General features: G+C 66.6%; 19 protein-coding genes. 11 read left to right on the top strand and 8 right to left on the bottom strand.

The genetic code is table 11. From position 1 onward, the window contains the following. Nucleotides 1-92: 92 nt before the first annotated feature. The gene (locus QO058_RS23830; RefSeq protein ID WP_284168691.1) at nucleotides 93-491 is read right to left on the bottom strand and encodes a hypothetical protein; all 399 of its coding nucleotides are present in this window, start codon (nucleotides 489-491) and stop codon (nucleotides 93-95) included. 151 nt (nucleotides 492-642) lie between these two features. Between QO058_RS23830 and QO058_RS23825 the strand changes: the two genes are divergently transcribed. From QO058_RS23825 to leuD, 6 genes are all read left to right on the top strand, one after another. Then, the gene (locus tag QO058_RS23825) at nucleotides 643-819 is read left to right on the top strand and encodes a hypothetical protein (RefSeq protein ID WP_284168690.1); all 177 of its coding nucleotides are present in this window, start codon (nucleotides 643-645) and stop codon (nucleotides 817-819) included. Nucleotides 820-912: 93 nt separating this feature from the next. After that, on the top strand, nucleotides 913-2,331 hold the full coding sequence (gene leuC / locus QO058_RS23820; protein ID WP_284168688.1) for a 3-isopropylmalate dehydratase large subunit: 1,419 nt from the start codon (nucleotides 913-915) through the stop codon (nucleotides 2,329-2,331). Between the two features lie 26 nt (nucleotides 2,332-2,357). After that, the gene (locus QO058_RS23815; protein WP_152017017.1) at nucleotides 2,358-2,603 is read left to right on the top strand and encodes a hypothetical protein; all 246 of its coding nucleotides are present in this window, start codon (nucleotides 2,358-2,360) and stop codon (nucleotides 2,601-2,603) included. Continuing rightward, complete coding sequence (locus QO058_RS23810; protein ID WP_284168687.1) at nucleotides 2,603-3,061, top strand: metallopeptidase family protein; 459 nt, start codon at nucleotides 2,603-2,605, stop codon at nucleotides 3,059-3,061. The genes QO058_RS23815 and QO058_RS23810 overlap by 1 nt, the downstream gene beginning before the upstream one ends. 5 nt (nucleotides 3,062-3,066) lie before the next feature. After that, nucleotides 3,067-3,699, top strand: coding sequence for a LysE family translocator (locus QO058_RS23805; RefSeq protein WP_284168686.1), 633 nt, complete (start codon nucleotides 3,067-3,069; stop codon nucleotides 3,697-3,699). Between the two features lie 50 nt (nucleotides 3,700-3,749). Further along, nucleotides 3,750-4,352: a 3-isopropylmalate dehydratase small subunit gene (gene leuD / locus QO058_RS23800; protein ID WP_284168685.1), complete on the top strand. Its 603-nt coding sequence runs from the start codon at nucleotides 3,750-3,752 to the stop codon at nucleotides 4,350-4,352. 365 nt (nucleotides 4,353-4,717) lie between these two features. Here the strand turns inward: leuD and QO058_RS23795 are convergent, their stop codons facing one another. The 3 genes from QO058_RS23795 to QO058_RS23785 form a co-directional block, all read right to left on the bottom strand. Further along, nucleotides 4,718-5,956: a DUF1501 domain-containing protein gene (locus QO058_RS23795; protein ID WP_284168684.1), complete on the bottom strand. Its 1,239-nt coding sequence runs from the start codon at nucleotides 5,954-5,956 to the stop codon at nucleotides 4,718-4,720. Between the two features lie 2 nt (nucleotides 5,957-5,958). After that, the gene (locus QO058_RS23790; RefSeq protein WP_284168683.1) at nucleotides 5,959-7,407 is read right to left on the bottom strand and encodes a DUF1800 domain-containing protein; all 1,449 of its coding nucleotides are present in this window, start codon (nucleotides 7,405-7,407) and stop codon (nucleotides 5,959-5,961) included. A gap of 150 nt (nucleotides 7,408-7,557) precedes the next feature. Then, nucleotides 7,558-8,349 carry a DUF4394 domain-containing protein gene (locus tag QO058_RS23785; RefSeq protein WP_284168682.1) on the bottom strand — a complete coding sequence of 264 codons (792 nt, stop codon included), beginning with the start codon at nucleotides 8,347-8,349 and terminating at the stop codon, nucleotides 7,558-7,560. A gap of 202 nt (nucleotides 8,350-8,551) precedes the next feature. On the opposite strand from QO058_RS23785, the gene QO058_RS23780 reads away from it, so the two are divergent. From QO058_RS23780 to QO058_RS23770, 3 genes are all read left to right on the top strand, one after another. After that, a complete protein-coding gene (locus tag QO058_RS23780) occupies nucleotides 8,552-9,115 on the top strand; it encodes a sigma-70 family RNA polymerase sigma factor (protein ID WP_284168681.1) in 564 nt (187 codons plus the stop codon). Next, on the top strand, nucleotides 9,112-9,864 hold the full coding sequence (locus QO058_RS23775; RefSeq protein ID WP_284168680.1) for an anti-sigma factor: 753 nt from the start codon (nucleotides 9,112-9,114) through the stop codon (nucleotides 9,862-9,864). Before QO058_RS23780 ends, QO058_RS23775 begins: the two co-directional genes overlap by 4 nt. 83 nt (nucleotides 9,865-9,947) lie before the next feature. Then, entirely contained in the window at nucleotides 9,948-10,355 is a 408-nt protein-coding gene (locus QO058_RS23770) for an SgcJ/EcaC family oxidoreductase (RefSeq protein WP_284168679.1), read from the top strand. A 37-nt stretch (nucleotides 10,356-10,392) separates the two neighbouring features. Here the strand turns inward: QO058_RS23770 and QO058_RS23765 are convergent, their stop codons facing one another. Further along, nucleotides 10,393-11,577, bottom strand: coding sequence for a MalY/PatB family protein (locus QO058_RS23765; protein WP_284168678.1), 1,185 nt, complete (start codon nucleotides 11,575-11,577; stop codon nucleotides 10,393-10,395). A gap of 182 nt (nucleotides 11,578-11,759) precedes the next feature. Between QO058_RS23765 and QO058_RS23760 the strand changes: the two genes are divergently transcribed. Together QO058_RS23760 and QO058_RS23755 are read left to right on the top strand one after the other, a co-directional pair. Then, nucleotides 11,760-12,242, top strand: coding sequence for a hypothetical protein (locus tag QO058_RS23760; protein ID WP_284168677.1), 483 nt, complete (start codon nucleotides 11,760-11,762; stop codon nucleotides 12,240-12,242). Nucleotides 12,243-12,337: 95 nt separating this feature from the next. Further along, complete coding sequence (locus QO058_RS23755; RefSeq protein ID WP_284168676.1) at nucleotides 12,338-13,528, top strand: acyl-CoA dehydrogenase family protein; 1,191 nt, start codon at nucleotides 12,338-12,340, stop codon at nucleotides 13,526-13,528. 35 nt (nucleotides 13,529-13,563) lie between these two features. Here the strand turns inward: QO058_RS23755 and QO058_RS23750 are convergent, their stop codons facing one another. From QO058_RS23750 to QO058_RS23740, 3 genes are all read right to left on the bottom strand, one after another. After that, on the bottom strand, nucleotides 13,564-14,655 hold the full coding sequence (locus QO058_RS23750) for an ATP-dependent DNA helicase (RefSeq protein WP_284168674.1): 1,092 nt from the start codon (nucleotides 14,653-14,655) through the stop codon (nucleotides 13,564-13,566). A gap of 67 nt (nucleotides 14,656-14,722) precedes the next feature. Continuing rightward, nucleotides 14,723-16,384, bottom strand: coding sequence for a methyl-accepting chemotaxis protein (locus tag QO058_RS23745; RefSeq protein ID WP_284168673.1), 1,662 nt, complete (start codon nucleotides 16,382-16,384; stop codon nucleotides 14,723-14,725). 156 nt (nucleotides 16,385-16,540) lie between these two features. After that, nucleotides 16,541-17,125, bottom strand: a complete 585-nt coding sequence (locus QO058_RS23740) for a GNAT family N-acetyltransferase (protein ID WP_284168672.1) — start codon at nucleotides 17,123-17,125, stop codon at nucleotides 16,541-16,543. Nucleotides 17,126-17,215: the final 90 nt, after the last annotated feature.

Here is a 17,215-nt window from a genome sequence, read left to right as displayed (position 1 = left end):
CGAAGAATCGCAACGTCGCCATTTCCCTTTTGGCCACCTGCGGTTCTGGGTTCCGGCTCAGGCCTACGGCCTGCCCCGGAATGACGGAGAGGCTACTCGTTATTCCCGAAAGTCATATCCCGCCGCGCCGTCAGAATGCTGATCGAGTAGCCGGCGATCACGTCAACCAGCGCCATCAGCGTAATGATCACGAAGGTGCCAGTGCCGAAGCCGGGCACGAACAGGAAGATCAGCCCGCAGGCGATGAACACCACCATGGACAGGCCATGGTTCAGGATCGAGCTCGACTTGGCGCTGGTCGCGTTCATGATCTCGAAGAACAGCACGACGGTCGAGATCGCGAGCAGCAGCTCGCTGACGGTGAGGGTGAAGGCCGTTCCGGACGGCAGGCCGATATTGAGGAGCTCGCGCGAGAGCGGCACGCCCATCGCCGCGACGGTGACGCCATAGGCGATGACCGCCAGCAGCATGAAGGGGAAGAAGCGCGCCATCGCATCACCGTTCCGTTTGCCGGCGCAACCACCCTTTCGCGGCGCATCCGGAGCCGCTAGATATCAGCCCTGCACTGAACGCGCTACGCGGCTGCCGCTGCGACAGGCGCACCGCGTTGCCCGTGCAGTTTGGAACTGGTAGAAGCACGTCATGACAGTGAAGCGGCAGAGCAGGGGCGAAGTCCGGCGCGTGATGCGCCGCACGCTGAATCTGCGCCGTTTTCCGACCACCCAGGGCTTCGCCGCGCTGCATGACCATGCCCGCCTGCCCTGGCGCTTCTTCGGCCGCTTCACGGCCTCGCTCGCAGCCGGCCTTACCTACGCCTGAGACCGGCCTTTCGGCCGGCGACAGGCCGTTGCGATGCGTGCTGGCCCCAAAGCGGGCCGCTACCCGATTTCCATACCGAAGGCGATTGAAGCCATGACTGCGACCAAGGCCCCCACCACCCTCTACGACAAGATCTTCGAGGACCACGTCGTCGACCGCCAGGACGACGGCACCTGCCTGCTCTATATCGACCGCCATCTCGTCCACGAGGTCACCAGCCCGCAGGCCTTCGAGGGCCTGCGCATGACCGGCCGTAAGGTCCATGCGCCCAGCAAGACGCTGGCCGTCGTCGACCACAACATCCCGACGACCGACCGCAGCAAGGGCATCGCCGAGGAAGAGAGCCGCATCCAGGTCGAGGCGCTGGCCAGGAACGCCAAGGAGTTCGGCGTCGAGTACTTCAACGAGCTCGATATCCGCCAGGGCATCGTCCACATCGTCGGCCCCGAGCAGGGCTTCACCCTGCCCGGCACCACCATCGTCTGCGGCGACAGCCACACCTCGACGCATGGCGCCTTCGGGGCGCTGGCCCATGGCATCGGCACCTCGGAGGTCGAGCACGTGCTCGCCACCCAGACGCTGATCCAGAAGAAGGCCAGGAACATGCTGGTCCAGGTCGACGGCAAGCCCGCTCCGGGCGTCGGCGCCAAGGACATCACGCTCGCCATCATCGGCGAGATCGGCACCGCCGGCGGCACCGGCTCGGTGATCGAATATGCCGGCGAAGCCATTCGCGGCCTTTCGATGGAAGGCCGGATGACGGTCTGCAACATGTCGATCGAGGGCGGCGCCCGCGCCGGCATGGTCGCTCCGGACGAGAAGGCCTACGCCTATCTGAAAGGCCGGCCGAAGGCGCCGCAGGGCGCCGCCTGGGACGAGGCGCTGCGCTATTGGGAAACGCTGCGGACCGATGAGGGCGCGCATTTCGACCGCATCGTCAGGCTCGACGCCGCCAACCTGCCGCCGATCGTCTCCTGGGGCACCAGCCCCGAGGACGTGATCTCGGTGACCGGAGCGGTGCCCGATCCGGCGCTGATCGAGGACGAGACCAAGCGCAGCTCGAAGCAGCGCGCGCTGGACTATATGGGGCTGACCGCCGGCACCAAGATGACCGAGATCCCGCTCGACGTGATCTGGATCGGTTCCTGCACCAATGGCCGCATCGAGGATCTGCGCACGGTCGCCAAGATCGTCGAGGGCAAGAAGATCCATGAGAGCCTGGACTACGCCATGATCGTCCCGGGCTCGGGCCTGGTGAAGCAGCAGGCCGAGGCCGAGGGGCTCGACAAGATCTTCCTCGCCGCCGGTTTCGAATGGCGCGAGCCGGGCTGCTCGATGTGCCTCGGCATGAACCCGGACCAGCTCAAGCCGGGCCAGCGCGCCGCCTCGACCTCGAACCGCAATTTCGAGGGCCGCCAGGGCTTCAAGGGTCGCACTCACCTGGTCTCGCCGGCGATGGCGGCGGCGGCGTCCCTGATCGGCCACTTCGTCGACGTGCGCACGCTGGGCTGAAGCGGATCGTTTCGCGGGAGGACGTCATGAGCACCGATCCCCGCGAAGCCGCCCGCGCCAAGGAGGCCAAGGAAGCGCTCGATCGCGTCAGGCGCGACGATGAGAGCTTTCTCGGCTCCTCCATGGGGCGCGCGGCCGACCACTTCTCCGGCAAGGACGCGCCGGAAGGCGACAGAATAGAGCTCTGGGGCCGTAGAATCGGCCGCGGGCTCTCACTGATCGCCTTTATCGGGCTGTCCTGGTGGCTCGGGCATCAACTGAAGATCTGGTGATGGGCTCCGTTCCCTCGATCAAGACATCCGCCTCGATTGAAGGCTCGCAGAGTCTCGACTGGGACGGCGTGCGTGCGCCTTCGAGCGCCGAGTTCGAGATCCTGGCGCAGGCGGCCTATGACCGTCTGCCCGAGGATTTCCGCAAGCTCTGCGCCGACCTCGTCATCAACGTCACCGAGTTTCCCGAAGACGACGTGCTGAAGGAGCTCGAGGCCGAGAGCCCCTTCGACCTGCTCGGCCTGTTCTCCGGGGTAGGCCTGCCGCAGCAGGGCTATGCCCCACAGAGCGGGCAGATGCCCAACACCATCCACCTCTATCGGCGGCCGATCCTCGACTACTGGGCGGAGCATGACGAGAGCCTGGGCGCCATCGTCACCCATGTGCTCGTCCATGAGATCGGCCACCATTTCGGCTTCGACGACGACGACATGGAAGCCATAGAGAAGGCGGCAGGATAAGAGACATGCTGGACGAACTGATCCGCCACCTACCCGACCTGGCCTTGGTCTTCTCGGCCTTCTTCATCGCCGTCGCCAGCCCTGGACCGAGCAATCTCCAGGTGATGGCGACCTCGATGGAGTATGGTCGGAAAGCCGGGATGACGCTGGCGCTCGGCGTCACCACGGGATCGCTGACCTGGGGCATCCTCGCCGCCGTCGGCGTCACCGCGCTGATCGTCGCCCATCCCGGCGCGCTCTATGCCATCAAGATCGTCGGCGGGCTTTATCTGCTGTTCCTGGCCTGGCGCTCGGCCCGCTCGGCCATGCAGGCGGAAATGCCGCCGCCGAAAGCCAGCGGTTCGGGACGCCGCCTCTATCTGCGCGGCTACCTGATGCACCTCACCAACCCGAAGGCGATCCTGAGCTGGACGGCGATCATCGCGCTCGGCCTCAGGCCCGAGACGCCGGCGGTGGTGCTCTACGCCATCATCCTCGGCTGCCTGACGATCTCGCTCGCGATCAACCAGACCTATGCCTACCTGTTCTCGACCGCATCGATGGTGGCGGGCTACCGCAGGATCCGCCGCCGCGCGGAAGCCTGCCTCGCCGCCTTCTTCACCTTCGCCAGCTTCAAGCTCCTGACAGCGCAGCTCTGACGCAGCGCCTTACCCCATCTGACCAGACAAGACCTGCCGGAGTACCCGCCATGCAGCCTTTCACCACCCTGACCTCGACCCCCGCCCCGCTGAAGGTGATCAATGTCGACACCGACATGATCATCCCCAAGCAGTATCTGAAGACGATCAAGCGCACCGGCCTCGGCACGGCGCTGTTCTCGGAGATGCGCTACAAGGAAGACGGTTCGGAGAACCCGGACTTCGTCCTGAACCAGCCGGCCTATCGCAAGTCGGAGATCCTCGTCGCCGGCGACAATTTCGGCTGCGGCTCGTCGCGCGAGCATGCGCCCTGGGCCCTGCTCGACTTCGGCATCCGCTGCGTGATCTCCACCAGCTTCGCCGACATCTTCTACAATAACTGCTTCAAGAACGGCATCCTGCCGATCGTGGTCTCGCAGGGCGACCTCGACAAGCTGTTCGACGACGCCGACCGCGGCTCGAACGCGACGCTGACCGTCGACCTTCAGAACCAGAGCATCAAGGGGCCGGATGGCGGCGAGGTCCGCTTCGAGATCGACCCGTTCCGCAAGCACTGCCTGCTCAACGGCCTCGACGATATCGGCCTCACCATGGAAAAGGCGACCAAGATCGGCGCCTATGAGGAGAAGCTGAAGGCGCGCGCCTGGGCTTAAATCCTTCTCCCCTCAGGGATTCCTCTGCGAAACGCTGGTCGCCTGGACTCCTCCCTTCCCCCTTGTGGGGAAGGGTATGGGGATGGGGGCGAACGACCGGGTGATCGGCGGATCGTAGAAGCGGATCGGCCCGTTTCCCGGCGAATTCGCTTCGACTTTCCGCCCCCCACCCCTGCCCCTCCCCACAAGGGGGAGGGGTTTCCCGCGCCTCATGCGCTTTCGCAGAGGAATCCCTCGGGGAGAAGGTGGCAGCGCGCAGCGCTGACGAATGAGGGAAGGGCCGCAGGCGAGCGGCCCTTTTTGTTTGACCCTGTCGAGCCGCCCTCATCCCCTGCCGGACCTTCTCCCCCGAGGGGAGAAGGAGGCTAGACGATCAGCCCCTGCATCGGCGCCAACCCACCGGTGCCCGGAAACACCTTTTCGGCCAGAACCGGGCCGGACAGCCCGAACAGGTCGGCGACCACGCCCTTGGCGACCGCGCGGATATCGGTGGTCGGTTTCAGATCGCGCTGCTCGTGCAATTGCTCCGGCTTGAGGCCGGGCCAGTCGGCGATCATCCGCTTGCCCCTGACCGCGCCGCCGACGAGGAAGGCGACCGTGCCGGTGCCGTGATCGGTGCCGACCGTGCCGTTGACGCGGGCGGTGCGGCCGAACTCGGTGACGACCATCACTACCGTATCCTTCCACACCGGTTTCAACCCGCTCTCGAAGGTCGCCAGCGCGCCGTCGAGCCCGCCGAGCAAGGTGGCGAGACGGCCTTTGGCGCCGCCTTCGTTCGCATGCGTATCCCAGCCCTCGAACGCCAGCGCAGCGATGCGCGGGCCATCCTCGGCGCCGACCAGCCGGGCGGCGCCCTCGGCGATGCGCTTCATGCCCTCGGCACTGTCAGGTCCGCCGCCGCCCCGCGGCTGCTCGGCGCCCTGCCTCGACGCGATCAGCTCCGTCTCGATCGCCCGCTTCAGCACGAGCGCCAGAGGGGGATCGCGCTCGCCATAGAGATCACCGAGGCGCTGGACGAGATCGGCGCCGGCCCGCGCCATGCGCGGCGGCGCCCAGCCGAGCACCGGAGCCTGCCCGCGCACGACGAGGGGCGGCACGACGCCGACGCCGAGCGCGCCATGGCGCGAGACCGCCTCACCCGGCGGCAGGCTGGCGATCAACCGGTTGAGCCAGCCTGAGTCGGTCTTGCCCGGACCGCCCTGCCCGCTCTCCAGCACGTCCTGCCCATCGAAATGCGAACGCTCGCGATAGCCGGTGGCACTGGCATGAACGATCGATGCCTGCCCGTTCGCATAGAGCCGCGCCAGGTTCGGCATCGCCGGGTGCAGATAGAAGAAGCCGTCGAGTGGCAGCGCCGCCTCCGGCCCGTCCTTGGCCAGCGCGATGCCTTCGCGCAGGTCCGCATAACCGGGATCGCCGAGCGGCGGCACGGCCGAGAGCCCGTCGAGCGCGCCGCGCAAGACGACCAGCAGGAAGCGCGAGTCGCGCGAGCCGGCCGCCGCATGGGCGAATTTCGGCATGTAGGACCAGGCGAAGAGCGCACTCGCCGCCCCCAGAACGGCCCGGCGCGAGGGCGTCATCCGTTCGCAGTCGTCAGCGCCCATGCTCACCTCCGCTGGAATTCGGGCGACATCAGCAGCAGCGCGAGCGCCTGCGGCTTGCTCTCGGCGCGCGCCACCGCCTGCCTGGTCTGGGCCGAGGCGAGCGGGCCAAGCACCTCCTCGACCAGCGCACGCGGATCGGCAACCGAGCCCGCGGCCTGGCGGCCGAGCTGGGCTGCGACATCGATACGGGTCTTGATCCCTTCCGGCGTCGCCCAGGCCGCGTTCGTGTCGGGATAGCCGTCCGGCCCCGAGGGCTGCCAGAGCGGCTGGCCCATCACACCGAGCGGCCCCGCGATCTGGCCGAAATCTGGCTTGCGGCCGAGCGCCCGGAATGCCGCGACCAGGAATTCCTGCGGCGTGCGCAACTTGGTCGCCGGCGCAGCCCAGGCGAGTTCGGACGTGACCAGCGCCCGCGACAACGCGGCGAGATCGCCACCCGTCTCTCGGAAGACGCGGGTGAGCTCCGCGACCAGCGCCTGCGGCGGCTCGTCGGCGACGAAATGGCGGGCGAGCTTATGGGCGATGAAGGCCGCGGTACTTGGATGACGGGCGAGATCGGCGAGCGCCGCCATGCCCTTCTCTTTGCCCTCCTGCCGGTAGACCTTGCCGAGCAGCCTCTGGCCGCCGGGATCGTGCAGGCCGGGATTGAAGGCGAAGGAACCGGGAAAGCCGAGACGGGCGTCGCGGCCGACAACGGTCCAGCCGGTGATGATCCGCGCCAGGCTGGTGACGTCACCTTGCGTATAGCCGCCGGAAACCCCGAGCGTATGCAGCTCCATGATCTCGCGGGCGAGATTCTCGTTGAGGCCGCGGCCACGACGCTTGCCGGCGCGCGAATCCGGGCCGATCGAAAGCTGGTTGTCGAGGAAATTGAGCATCGCCGGATGGCTCTCGACCGCGATCAACAGCTCCTCGAAGCGGCCGAAGATGTTGGGCCGGATCGCCTCGCGCTCGAAGGCGCCGGCCATGGCGCGCACGAAGTTGCCCTTGGCGACCGAGACGCAGAAATGGTTCGACCAGAACTGGACGAGCCGCTCGGCGAAGCCCGTCTCGGCCTCGAGCGCGCCCTGGACGCGAGCGACCGCTTCCTCGCGGTAGATCGCCTGCGGAAATTGGGGAACCGGCTGCGCCGGCGCCGTCATCTGGCCCTGGGGCTGGCCCGGGGCGGGCGGCGCGCTCGCGACCTGCACGCCCTGCCCCACGCCTTGCTGTCCGGCGACACGGCGCGCTTCACGCGCCGCCCGCTCCTCATCCTCGAAGGCGTAGAGCGCCCGTCCGATCGGAGCGGCGCCGGAAAAGCTGACGTTCGGCTGCGGCGCGCCTTCGCTGCGGATATCCACGAGCAGGCGCTCGCGCACATCCGCCACGCCGGCAGCCCGCCCCGGCTTCAGGCCCAGCCCGAAGCGCTGCAGCGCCAACACTTTCTGACTTGGCTCGGAGCGATCCGCCATGCTCTCGTCTCCGCTATCCGCGTCGCCGATGGCAAGGTCCACTGCAACTATGGCGAAAGCCCGGCCGCACCTTCAACTGCCGCCCAAATGGGAAAGGCCGCCGCTCCTCGCAGAACGGCGGCCTCCCGCAGGTCGGAAGATGCGTTCAGCTTACATCGCCGGCAACGCCGCGACATCACGTACCGGCGCGTTGAGCCCGCTGATCTTGCCGACCATTGCGGCCTTGCCCGAGGTCAGGTCGACCTTGTAGAGCCCGCCATCGGCGACCAGCCAGCCGGTGTTCGTGCCATCGGCGGCCGTCTCGATGTCGAAGGCGATCGCCTTGGCGGTGACGCCGAGCTTGCCGATCGCGCCGAGCACGCCGTCATTCGGCGGCGCCTGCTTCAACAACCCGCCGATCTTGCCGTCGATGTCGTAGAGCGCCGTCTCCTTGGTGCCCTTGACCGAGTTGGTGTAGGCGCCGGCGACGATCATCGGCGCTTCGCCCTTGTGCATGTCGGTCTCGGCGAACTTCAGCTTGCCGTCGACCGTGGTCTTGCCGTCGTCGACATTGACGCGGAGGTTGGTGCCGTCCGAGCCGATCACGCGCAGGCGGTCAGCCGCAGGGTTGAAGTCGACGGTCGCCATGGCGCTCGCGGCGAGCACCGTGTCCATCTTCGACTTCATCGTCGCCTTGCCGGCCTTGTCGACCGTGTAGATCGTGCCGTCGGCCGCGAGGGCATAAAGCATGCCGTCGGCGGGGCGGACGTCGATGCCGGCGATCTTGCCGTTGATGCCGCTGACCTTCATCGACTTGCCGGCCTTCTGGGTGGCGGTGTCGACCATGGTGAGCGTATCGTCGCCGGTCAGCACCGCGACCATGCCGGCCTGGGCTGCGGTCGCCGCGGCAAAAGCCGTGGTGAGAATAGTGGATGCGAGAAGCAGGTTGCGAGCCTTGGTCATTGGATGTCCTCCGGTTCGTGTCGCAATCTCAAAAAGGGGCTGGCCGACGCTTCGTCTGGCGCGGCACCCATGGCGGATATCGACTGGATCGCAGGGCGGATGCGGACGAAAAATAAAAGCTCAGATCGCATCCAAGGCCGCGGCTATCGCGTAACAATGGGCTCGCCGCTTCAGAGAGGTTGGCCGGATACCGGGGAGACGAATGGCGACTGACGCTACGCAGCCGCGACAGATCGGCGAGATCGAAACCGCGCTGCTCGCTTGCGCCGCCGGCGATAAATCAGCGCTCAAACGCATCTACGAGGTGGAGTCGCCGCGTATGCTCGGTGTGGCGCAACGTCTGCTGAAGCGCCGCGCCCTGGCGGAGGAAGCGGTGCAGGACGCGTTCGTGCTGGTCTGGAGACATGCGGCCCGCTTCGACCCGGAACGCGGCGCCGGCCTGACCTGGATCTACGCCATCCTGCGCAACCGCTCGCTCTCGATCCTGCGCGACGAGAAGCGGACCGAGACGAGCGACACCCCGATCGCCGAGGAGACGGCGAGCGAAGAGGATGATCCGGAGACCGTGATGTCGAAACTCTCCGACGCCACAGCGCTGCGCGCCTGCCTCGAGATGCTGCCGCCGCAACGGCGCGGCCTGGTGCTGCTCGCCTTCGTCCAGGGGCTGACCCATGGCGAAATCGCCGGGCGCCTCAAGCTGCCGCTCGGGACTGTCAAATCCTGGATCCGCCGCTCGCTGCTTTCGTTGAAGGAGTGCCTCGGATGAGCCCCGGCGCCGACGCAGCCTCCCCCGAATATAACGCGCTCGCGGGCGAATACGTCCTTGGCCTGCTCGAAGGCCAGGAGCGCGATGCCGCAGAGCACCGTCTGGAGCAGGACACCGCTTTCGCGACAGCAGTCGAACGCTGGCGCCGCCATTTCGCAGCGCTCGACGCTACAGCGACCCCGATCACGCCCCCCGCTGATCTCTGGTCCCGGATCGAGGCCGGAATAGCGGGCCTGATCCAACCGGCAACCTCCGCGTCTGCAGCCGAGCAACGACAGGCCACGGCCGGACCCGGCCGCCTTGCCGCGTGGTGGAACAGCCTCTTCGTCTGGCGCGGCGCCGCCTTTGCCGGCTTACTGGCGACCGTGCTGCTGGCAATCGGCCTCATCGGCGCGCTCGACCGTGCCGGGCGCCAGCCGCTGATGGTTGCGGTGCTACTGACCGACAGCAATGCCGCCGCCGCCGTCGTGCACACCTTTGCCGACGGACGCGTCGAGATGCTGCCTCTGCAGAGCATCGACGTGCCGGCCGGCAAGGCGCTGGAGATCTGGACGCTGTGGGATCGCGCCGTCGGACCGCGCTCGGTCGGCCTGATCGACCGCGCGCGGTCGACACCCTTGCGGCTCGACAACCTCCCGCTCGGCAACGGCCAGCTCTTCGAGATCACCCTGGAGCCGGCGACCGGCTCGCCGACCGGCCGGCCGACCGGCCCGATCATTGCCAAGGGCACGACGTCGCAGCGGCTGTGACAATACAGGCGATGGCTGGGTCGGCACCCATTCGCCGAGACGATTCACCTGCCGTATGTTCGCTTTCCGCGAAGGAGAGATGAATGTCGGATCAGGAGGTGAAGGCCATTCAGGTCTTGATGGCATCATATCTGGCGGCTTGGCACGCCACCGACATGGAACGCTGGGCCGAGCATTTCACGCAGGATTCGGATTTCATCACTTGGCGCGGCATCTGGTGGAAGACACGCGACGAGAACTTCGACGCCCACAAGGACATCCCTGCGTCGATCGCCGAGCAGATGAAGAACTACCAGCTCTCGGTCGAGCAGATCGCACTGCTCTCACCAACGGTTGCGCTGGTGCATGCCCGCTGGCATTGGCCTGATTTTGTCGAGGGCGGGCATCCTCCCGAGGACCGTCAGGGCCTGCTGACCATGGTCGTCGTCAAAGGCGACGATCATTGGAGGATACGCGCCACCCATAATGGCCGCGTCGAAGCATCGGATTAAAGTCTGCTCCGGGCCGGTCTGGCCCGGGTGCCTCCTGCTACTGCATGTCGGCGAACGCCTTCTTCAGGCGCTCTGCGGCCTCGACCACGACGGAACGCTGCGTCGCTAGGTTGAAGCGCAGGAAGCTGTCGCCGCCGGCGCCGAAGCTCGCACCGTGGTTCACCGCGATCTTCGCCTGCTTCTCGACGCGGGCGATGAACTCCTTCGCCTCCATCCCGGTACCGGCGAAATCGACCCAGGCGAGGTAGGTCGACTCCAGCGGCATCGAGCGGATGCCGGGAATGCTGCCGACAGCCTCGTCAAAGAGCATGCGGTTGCCGTCGAGATAGGCGACCAGGGAATCGACCCAGGCTGCGCCCTGCGGGCTGTAGGCAGCCGTCGACATCTCCATGCCGAAGGAGTTGGGGGATATGCCGAGCGCGTTCATCCGGGCGCGGAACGGAGCACGCAGCGCCTCATCGGGAATGATGACATTGCCGACATGGGCGCCGGCGATGTTGAAGGTCTTGGTCGTGGCGGTCATCATCACCAGGCGATCCATGATCTCCGGCGCGGCGAGGGGCATGACCGTGTGCTTATGCCCGGGCATGACCAGGTCGTGGTGGATCTCGTCCGAGACCAGGATCAGGTCGTGGCGGACGCAGAAATCGGCGATTTGCCTGAGCTCATCGCGGCTCCAGACCCGCCCGCCCGGATTGTGCGGCGAACACAGGATCAGCATCCGCTCCTTGCCGGTCATCTGCGCATCCCAGGCGAGGATGTCGAGGACGTAGCGGCCGTCCTCCTGCGCGAGCTTGCATTCGACGACATCGCGGCCCGCCGCTTTGATGACACGGGCGAAGGCATGGTAGACCGGCGTCATCAGGACGACGCCATCGCCCGGCCTGGTATAGGCGTCGACGCAGAGCGCGGTGCCGTTCACCAGCCCGTGCGTGGTGAAGATCGCCTGCGGCTCGACTACCCAGCCATGGCGCTCCTTCATCCACCAGCGAATGGCGTCGCTATTGGTCCGCTCGTCGCCGAAATAGCCATAGACGCCGTGGGCGGCCATCGCCTCGACCGCGGCCTGGACGCAAGCCGGCGGGCGAAAATCCATATCGGCGACCCACATGGCGATGCCGTCGGAAACCGGGACGCCGTAGATGGCCTCCATCTTGTCCCATTTGGCGCAGTTGCTGCCGCGGCGGTCGATCCACAGGTCGAAGTTCTGGGCGATGTTCATGATGGCTCTCGATGCGTCGCCGGGCGGCCCGACACCATCGCATACCAAGAAAATTCTTCTCCGCCAGCATCGCTCCGCGCAATTCCAATCTACCGTGGCGGTCTGCCTCGCCCTTGTCGCGGGCGCGCGCCATCGTTCGCCAGGCATGGCAAGGCCGCTCCGGAAGCTGCTATAGGCCAGCCATGAGCCTGCCGGCGCCCCTGATCGAAACCCTCGGTTCCGTCGCTGCGATCATGGAGACGGCACGCGAGCCCTGGTGGATCATCGCGAGCGCCGCGGCCGCCCTTCACGGCGCCAGCCCGATCGCCGTCGCCGATGTCGATATACTGCTCGGCGTCGAGGATATCAGCCGCATCCTGCCGGCTCTCGGCATCGAGCCCTATCAAGGGCCACCCAACTCGCTATTCAGGTCAGAGATCCTGGCAAAGTGGCCAGCGCCGCCCGTGCCGGTGGATCTCATGGCCGGCTTCGAGCATCGCGTCGGCGAAGCGTGGCATCCGGTCCGGCCGGCGACGAGGCAGGCAATCGCAATCGGCGCGGCAACAGTCTATGTCCCCGAGCGGGACGAGCTCAGGCGCATCATCGAGGGGTTCGGCCGTCCCAAGGACCTCGAGCGCGCGTGCCTGCTCGCAGCCTTGCACCGGCCTATGCCTTGTGGGCCGTGAGCGCGTAGTCGAAGGTGGACAGATCGGATTACGGCGCGCGACCCTAGAAGTTTCATGCCCAGCGCGTTCGGAACTTGCTCCTAAGCGAGGCTTGCTTGGACCTATCGCATCTGGATCTGCCCTTTTTCGAAGCGCCACACCGGGATCTCGCACAGGATTTCGCGGATTGGGCCATTCGCGATCTCCATCGATTTCAAGCCGACGAAGGCGGTGATGGGAAAACCGCTCGCGCAATTTTCGAGATGCTGGGCGCCAGTCGATGGCTCGACCCGACTGCGCCGTCTGATGTGCAGACATCGGGCTTCAGGCGCTTCGATCTGCGCAGCATCTGCCTGTTGCGCGAAATCTCGGCGTACTGCTCTGGCATCGCCGATGTTTCGATCTCCGAGCCGTGGTTGGGCATGTTGCCGATCATGCTCGCCGGGAGCCGATCACAGCTGGAGCGCTATCTGGACGGCTATCTGTCAGGGAGATTGCTTCCCGCGTTCGCCCTGTCTGAGCCGGAGGCCGGCTCGGATGCGCGCGCGATCACCACGAGCGCTCGGCGCAGCGGCGACCAGTTCATCCTGAATGGTCGAAAGACCTGGACGTCCAATGCTGGCCTTGCCGATCTCTACGTCGTGTTCGCGAGAACAGAGCCAGCGGGCGGGATCTCGGCATTCCTGGTCGATGGGAAAAATCCCGGATTGCGTCTGGAAGAGCGTGTTGACGTCATGTCGCCGCATACTGTGGGAACCTGGGTTCTCGATGAATGTCGCGTGCCGGCGGATGCAATGCTCGGGGAGGAAGGGCAAGGCTTCGACATCGCCATGCACGCCCTCGAAGTGTTCCGCCCGACGGTAGGCGCGGCGACACTGGGCTTCGCGAAACGCGCGATGCACGAGGCGACCGGCCGCAGCTTGACTCGGAGCGCCTTCAAGAAGCCCATCGCAGACCATCAGATGATCCAGGGCAAGCTCGCCGATATGGCGGTCGCGATCGATGCATCTGCATTGCTGGTCTACAAGGCGGCCTGGCAATACGATCTCGGCCAGCCGCTTGCCAGATCAGCCTCCATCGCAAAGCTTTTCTCGACCGAAGCCTGTTTTCAGATCGTCGATCAGGCGGTGCAGATCTTTGGCGGTCTCGGCGTCGCTCGCGGCACGGTGGAGCGGCTCTTCCGCCACACACGCGCTTTTCGGATCTTTGACGGGACCAGTGAGATTCAAAGGCTGATCATAGCCAAGGACGTGCTCAAGAATTACGACTCGGGGCATGAAGCATCAGGGCTGGGGCATTCGCCGTAGCGGCCACACAACGCGGTCTGCCTTCCCGACCGAACCTACATCACCACGGTGATCGTCTCGGCCGCCCGCGTCAGGCCGGTATAGAGCCAGCGGGCCCGGTGCTCGCGGAAGGCGAAGGCCTCGTCGAACATGACGATGTTGTCCCATTGCGAGCCCTGCGCCTTATGCACGGTCAGCGCATAGCCGAAGGTGAACTCGTCGGTGTGGCGGCGCAATTCCCAGGGCACCTCGTCCTCGGTGCCGTCGAAGAAGTTCGGCATGACCGAGACCTTGACCGGCTTGCCGCCGGTGTCGTCCTCCGGCGTCACCCGCATGGTGATGAGACCTTTCTTCGAGGTCTTGAGCTCCTGCACGATCCAGGCACCGCCATTGAGCAGGCCCTTGCTCTTGTCGTTGCGCAGGCAAACCAGCTTCTCGCCGACCGCCGGGACATTGGCGACATGGCCCATGAGCTGGCGCATGCGGGCATTGTAGAGCCGGCGCGTCTTGTTCATGCCGACCAGCACCTGGTCGGCCGACAGCACGATCTCGGGCGTGATCTGATCGCGCCGGATGATCCGGCTCGCGCCGTACTCGCCGATCTCGAGCCTGCCGCCCTCGCGGACGATCATCGACATGCGCACGATCGGGTTGTCGGCCGCCTGCCGGTGGACCTCGGTCAGCATCACGTCGGGCTCGGCTTCGGTGAAGAAGCCGCCGCCCTTGACCGGCGGCAGCTGCGCCGGATCGCCGAGCACCAGCACCGGCGTGCCGAAGGACAGCAGGTCGCGGCCGAGATCCTCATCAACCATCGAGCATTCGTCGATGATGATCAGCTTGGCCTTGGCGGCAGTGCTCTCGCGGTTGAGCACGAAAGTCGGGCTCTCCTCGTCGACGCCGCGCGAGCGGTAGATCAGCGAATGGATGGTCTGCGCGCCCTCGCAGCCCTTGTTGCGCAGGACGAGCGCCGCCTTGCCGGTGAAGGCGGCGAAGACGACGGTGCCGTCGACGCCTTCGGCGAGATGGCGGGCGAGCGTGGTCTTGCCCGTGCCGGCATAGCCGAACAGGCGGAAGAGCTGCGGCGAGCCGGCCTTGAGCCAATCGGCCACGGCGGCAAGCGCCGCGTCCTGCTGCGGTGACCAGCTCATGGGAAGATGCACATGCTTTCGGGCATGGCGCACATGGCCGCGAGTCGGCCGGCCATGGCAAGCCGGTTCAGGCGGCGCGCAGGCGCCTCGCGAACTCGTCGGCCTCCGCCTGCAAAGCCGAGATGCGCTCGTCGAGCTGGCGGGCCCCACGCGCGCCCTGCTCGGCATGGGACGTGGTCTGGACGCCGGCGCCGGCGATCGTCGTGACCGCGGCGGCCGCCTGCCCGGTGACCACCGAGATGCGCGCGATGGTCTCGCCCAGCCCCTGCAGCAGGCCGGTATGCGAGGCGACCATGGTCGAGATCTCGGTGCTCGCCTGTTCGACCGCGCCGGCACGGCTGGCGATGCCGATGATCGCCTGAGCGGCTTGCGACAGCGCCGCGTCCACGGTCGCGATCCGGGCCGAGATCTGCGCGGTCGCGTCCGCGGTTTGCGTCGCCAGGATCTTCACCTCGCTGGCGACGACGGCAAAGCCGCGGCCATGCGCACCCGCCCGCGCCGCCTCGATCGTGGCGTTGAGCGCGAGCAGGTTGGTCTGCCGGGCGATCGCCTCGATCAGCTGGACGACGTCGCGGATCTTGCCGGCGTTCTCGGTCAGCCGGCCGACCAGACCGACCGTGCCGGCGGCATCGCGGGTCGCCAGGCTCGCCGTTTCGGAGACCCGCCGGACCTCGCGATTGATCTGCTCGACGACCTCTTCCAGCCGCACCGCGGCATCGGCGATGCGCTCGGCCTCCTCGCCCGCCCCGGCAACCGCCTGCGCGGCGGCACTGCCACTATGCGAGATCTGGCCAGCGCGGGAGGCGGATTCTGTGAGAGCCGCGCGCAGCCCCTCGCTCAGCCGGCCGATATCGGCGAGCAGGCGGCCGATCCGCGCCTCGAACTCCTGTGCAATCCTGTGCAACTCGTCGGTGCGCCGCTGCTGATGCAGCTGCGACAGGTCGGCTTCGGCATCGCGGGTGACGAGCGTGGCGCGGACCTCGCTCAGCGTGCGCACCGTGCGGGCCAGCTCGCCGATCTCGTCGCGGCGCTTGCGATGCGGGACGTCGACGACCCGATCCGACGATGTCGCCAGCTTGATCGTATCCATTAGCTCCCGCAGCGGCCGGGTCAGATGCGCCCTGAGCAGGAAGATCGCCAGCAAGCCGCCGGCGAGCGGCAGGCCGGCGGCAATCATGATGACGCGCAACCGCACTTGCGAGGCGAGATCCTGCGCGCGCGCCGCAGCGATCCCGGCCTGCCGGTCGAGCTCGTCGCGCATGACCGAGGTCACCAGCATGATCTGGCGGACGTTCTCCTTGGCGGCCTCGGCCGAGGCCTCGATCAGCGCCGCCTTCGGCGAGACCCTGCGGCCGATATCGACGATGTCGCGCTGGAAATCGATGAAGCTCCGGATACGCGCATCCAGGGTGGCATTGGCTTGCAGCACGCTCGGCGGCAAGGAGGACATCAGATTGGCACGCGCCGCATCGACGAGTTCCACCGCAGCATCGAGCTGATCGAGTGCCTGCTCGACCGCGCGCGGCTCGGTCGCGTCGTCGAAACGGCTGAGCAGCGAAGCCTGCGCGACGCGGCTGGAGAGCAGCGCCGCCTTGTTGGCGAGCTGCTGTCCGCCAAAGGCTTCGCGGTCGATCTCATGGACGGAATCGAGGCCGCTGACGGCACTGGCAAGACCGAGCGCGGCCGCGATGCCGAAGATCGCGAACAGCACCGTGATCTTCGCCGTCAACCCGAACCGCCGCATCACATCCACCGCCAAAGCCGAGCGGCTGACTTCTCGCAGCGGCGAAGCAAACAGATGCTTAACGGAGCCAGCTAACCAACTCAAATATTTGAAACTTTTAGCTTGACAGCCATTTATCCATCAACCTTCGGCCTCCTGCCGTCAGAGCATGAATCTCATCAGCGGCCGACCGGGCTTCTGCCGGGCGATTTCGGTGAAACCGGCGCGCTGGAACACGCTTTCTGGACCGACATAGAGCCCGTCGGCGCTGCGCTTGCCCTCATTGTCCATCGGTGCGGCCTCGACGAGGCGCGCGCCGCTCGCCCGTGCGAATTCCAACCCGCCGGAGAGCAACGCAGCCGTGACGCCCTGACCACGAAAACCCTTGCGGACGAAGAAGCAGGAGGCGGCCCAGTTGCGCTCGTCTTCTGCAGACGCGTCCGGCAAAGGCGTCGAAGCACGGCGCGGGTTGTTCCACTCGGGCACATGCGCGCGCGGCCCGATCTGCAGCCAACCAACGGCAACGTCATCGGCGAAAGCGAGCACGCCGGGCGGCGGGCCTGTCCTCACCCGCTCCTCGAAGAGCCGCCGCGCGCCCTCCCCCAGCAGCGGCCTCCGCGGCTTCGGCGGCATCCGGAAATGATTGCACCAGCAGCCATAGCAGGGCCCCTGCGGGCCGAAGAGTCCCTCCAGCGCCGGCCAATGCTCCGGCGTCAGCGGGACGATCTGAAAGTCTACCTTCGTCACCCCTGCCTCCTCTCTCGACAGGCTGGCGCAAACAGGAGAGGAATGACGCGCCGCCCGCGAAGCGGCCGCCAAGCCGTCGGAGGTCATTCC

It is taken from the genome of Bosea vestrisii, assembly GCF_030144325.1.
In the GTDB taxonomy this organism is placed as follows: Bacteria; Pseudomonadota; Alphaproteobacteria; order Rhizobiales; family Beijerinckiaceae; genus Allobosea; species Allobosea vestrisii_A.
The sequence above is the reverse complement of the archived record's forward strand: the minus strand, read 5'-3'. Positions and strand labels throughout refer to the sequence as shown.

What these genes read in the sequence shown, in the direction of transcription:
- QO058_RS23775 (WP_284168680.1), top strand. Translation starts at nt 9,112, where the DNA reads ATGAGCCCCGGCGCCGACGCAGCCTCCCCCGAATATAACGCGCTCGCG.
- QO058_RS23825 (WP_284168690.1), top strand. Translation starts at nt 643, where the DNA reads ATGACAGTGAAGCGGCAGAGCAGGGGCGAAGTCCGGCGCGTGATGCGC.
- leuC (WP_284168688.1), top strand. Translation starts at nt 913, where the DNA reads ATGACTGCGACCAAGGCCCCCACCACCCTCTACGACAAGATCTTCGAG.
- QO058_RS23760 (WP_284168677.1), top strand. Translation starts at nt 11,760, where the DNA reads ATGAGCCTGCCGGCGCCCCTGATCGAAACCCTCGGTTCCGTCGCTGCG.
- QO058_RS23790 (WP_284168683.1), bottom strand. Translation starts at nt 7,407, where the DNA reads ATGGCGGATCGCTCCGAGCCAAGTCAGAAAGTGTTGGCGCTGCAGCGC.
- QO058_RS23785 (WP_284168682.1), bottom strand. Translation starts at nt 8,349, where the DNA reads ATGACCAAGGCTCGCAACCTGCTTCTCGCATCCACTATTCTCACCACG.
- QO058_RS23815 (WP_152017017.1), top strand. Translation starts at nt 2,358, where the DNA reads ATGAGCACCGATCCCCGCGAAGCCGCCCGCGCCAAGGAGGCCAAGGAA.
- QO058_RS23780 (WP_284168681.1), top strand. Translation starts at nt 8,552, where the DNA reads ATGGCGACTGACGCTACGCAGCCGCGACAGATCGGCGAGATCGAAACC.
- QO058_RS23765 (WP_284168678.1), bottom strand. Translation starts at nt 11,577, where the DNA reads ATGAACATCGCCCAGAACTTCGACCTGTGGATCGACCGCCGCGGCAGC.
- QO058_RS23770 (WP_284168679.1), top strand. Translation starts at nt 9,948, where the DNA reads ATGTCGGATCAGGAGGTGAAGGCCATTCAGGTCTTGATGGCATCATAT.
- leuD (WP_284168685.1), top strand. Translation starts at nt 3,750, where the DNA reads ATGCAGCCTTTCACCACCCTGACCTCGACCCCCGCCCCGCTGAAGGTG.
- QO058_RS23750 (WP_284168674.1), bottom strand. Translation starts at nt 14,655, where the DNA reads ATGAGCTGGTCACCGCAGCAGGACGCGGCGCTTGCCGCCGTGGCCGAT.
- QO058_RS23795 (WP_284168684.1), bottom strand. Translation starts at nt 5,956, where the DNA reads ATGGGCGCTGACGACTGCGAACGGATGACGCCCTCGCGCCGGGCCGTT.
- QO058_RS23810 (WP_284168687.1), top strand. Translation starts at nt 2,603, where the DNA reads ATGGGCTCCGTTCCCTCGATCAAGACATCCGCCTCGATTGAAGGCTCG.
- QO058_RS23830 (WP_284168691.1), bottom strand. Translation starts at nt 491, where the DNA reads ATGGCGCGCTTCTTCCCCTTCATGCTGCTGGCGGTCATCGCCTATGGC.
- QO058_RS23805 (WP_284168686.1), top strand. Translation starts at nt 3,067, where the DNA reads ATGCTGGACGAACTGATCCGCCACCTACCCGACCTGGCCTTGGTCTTC.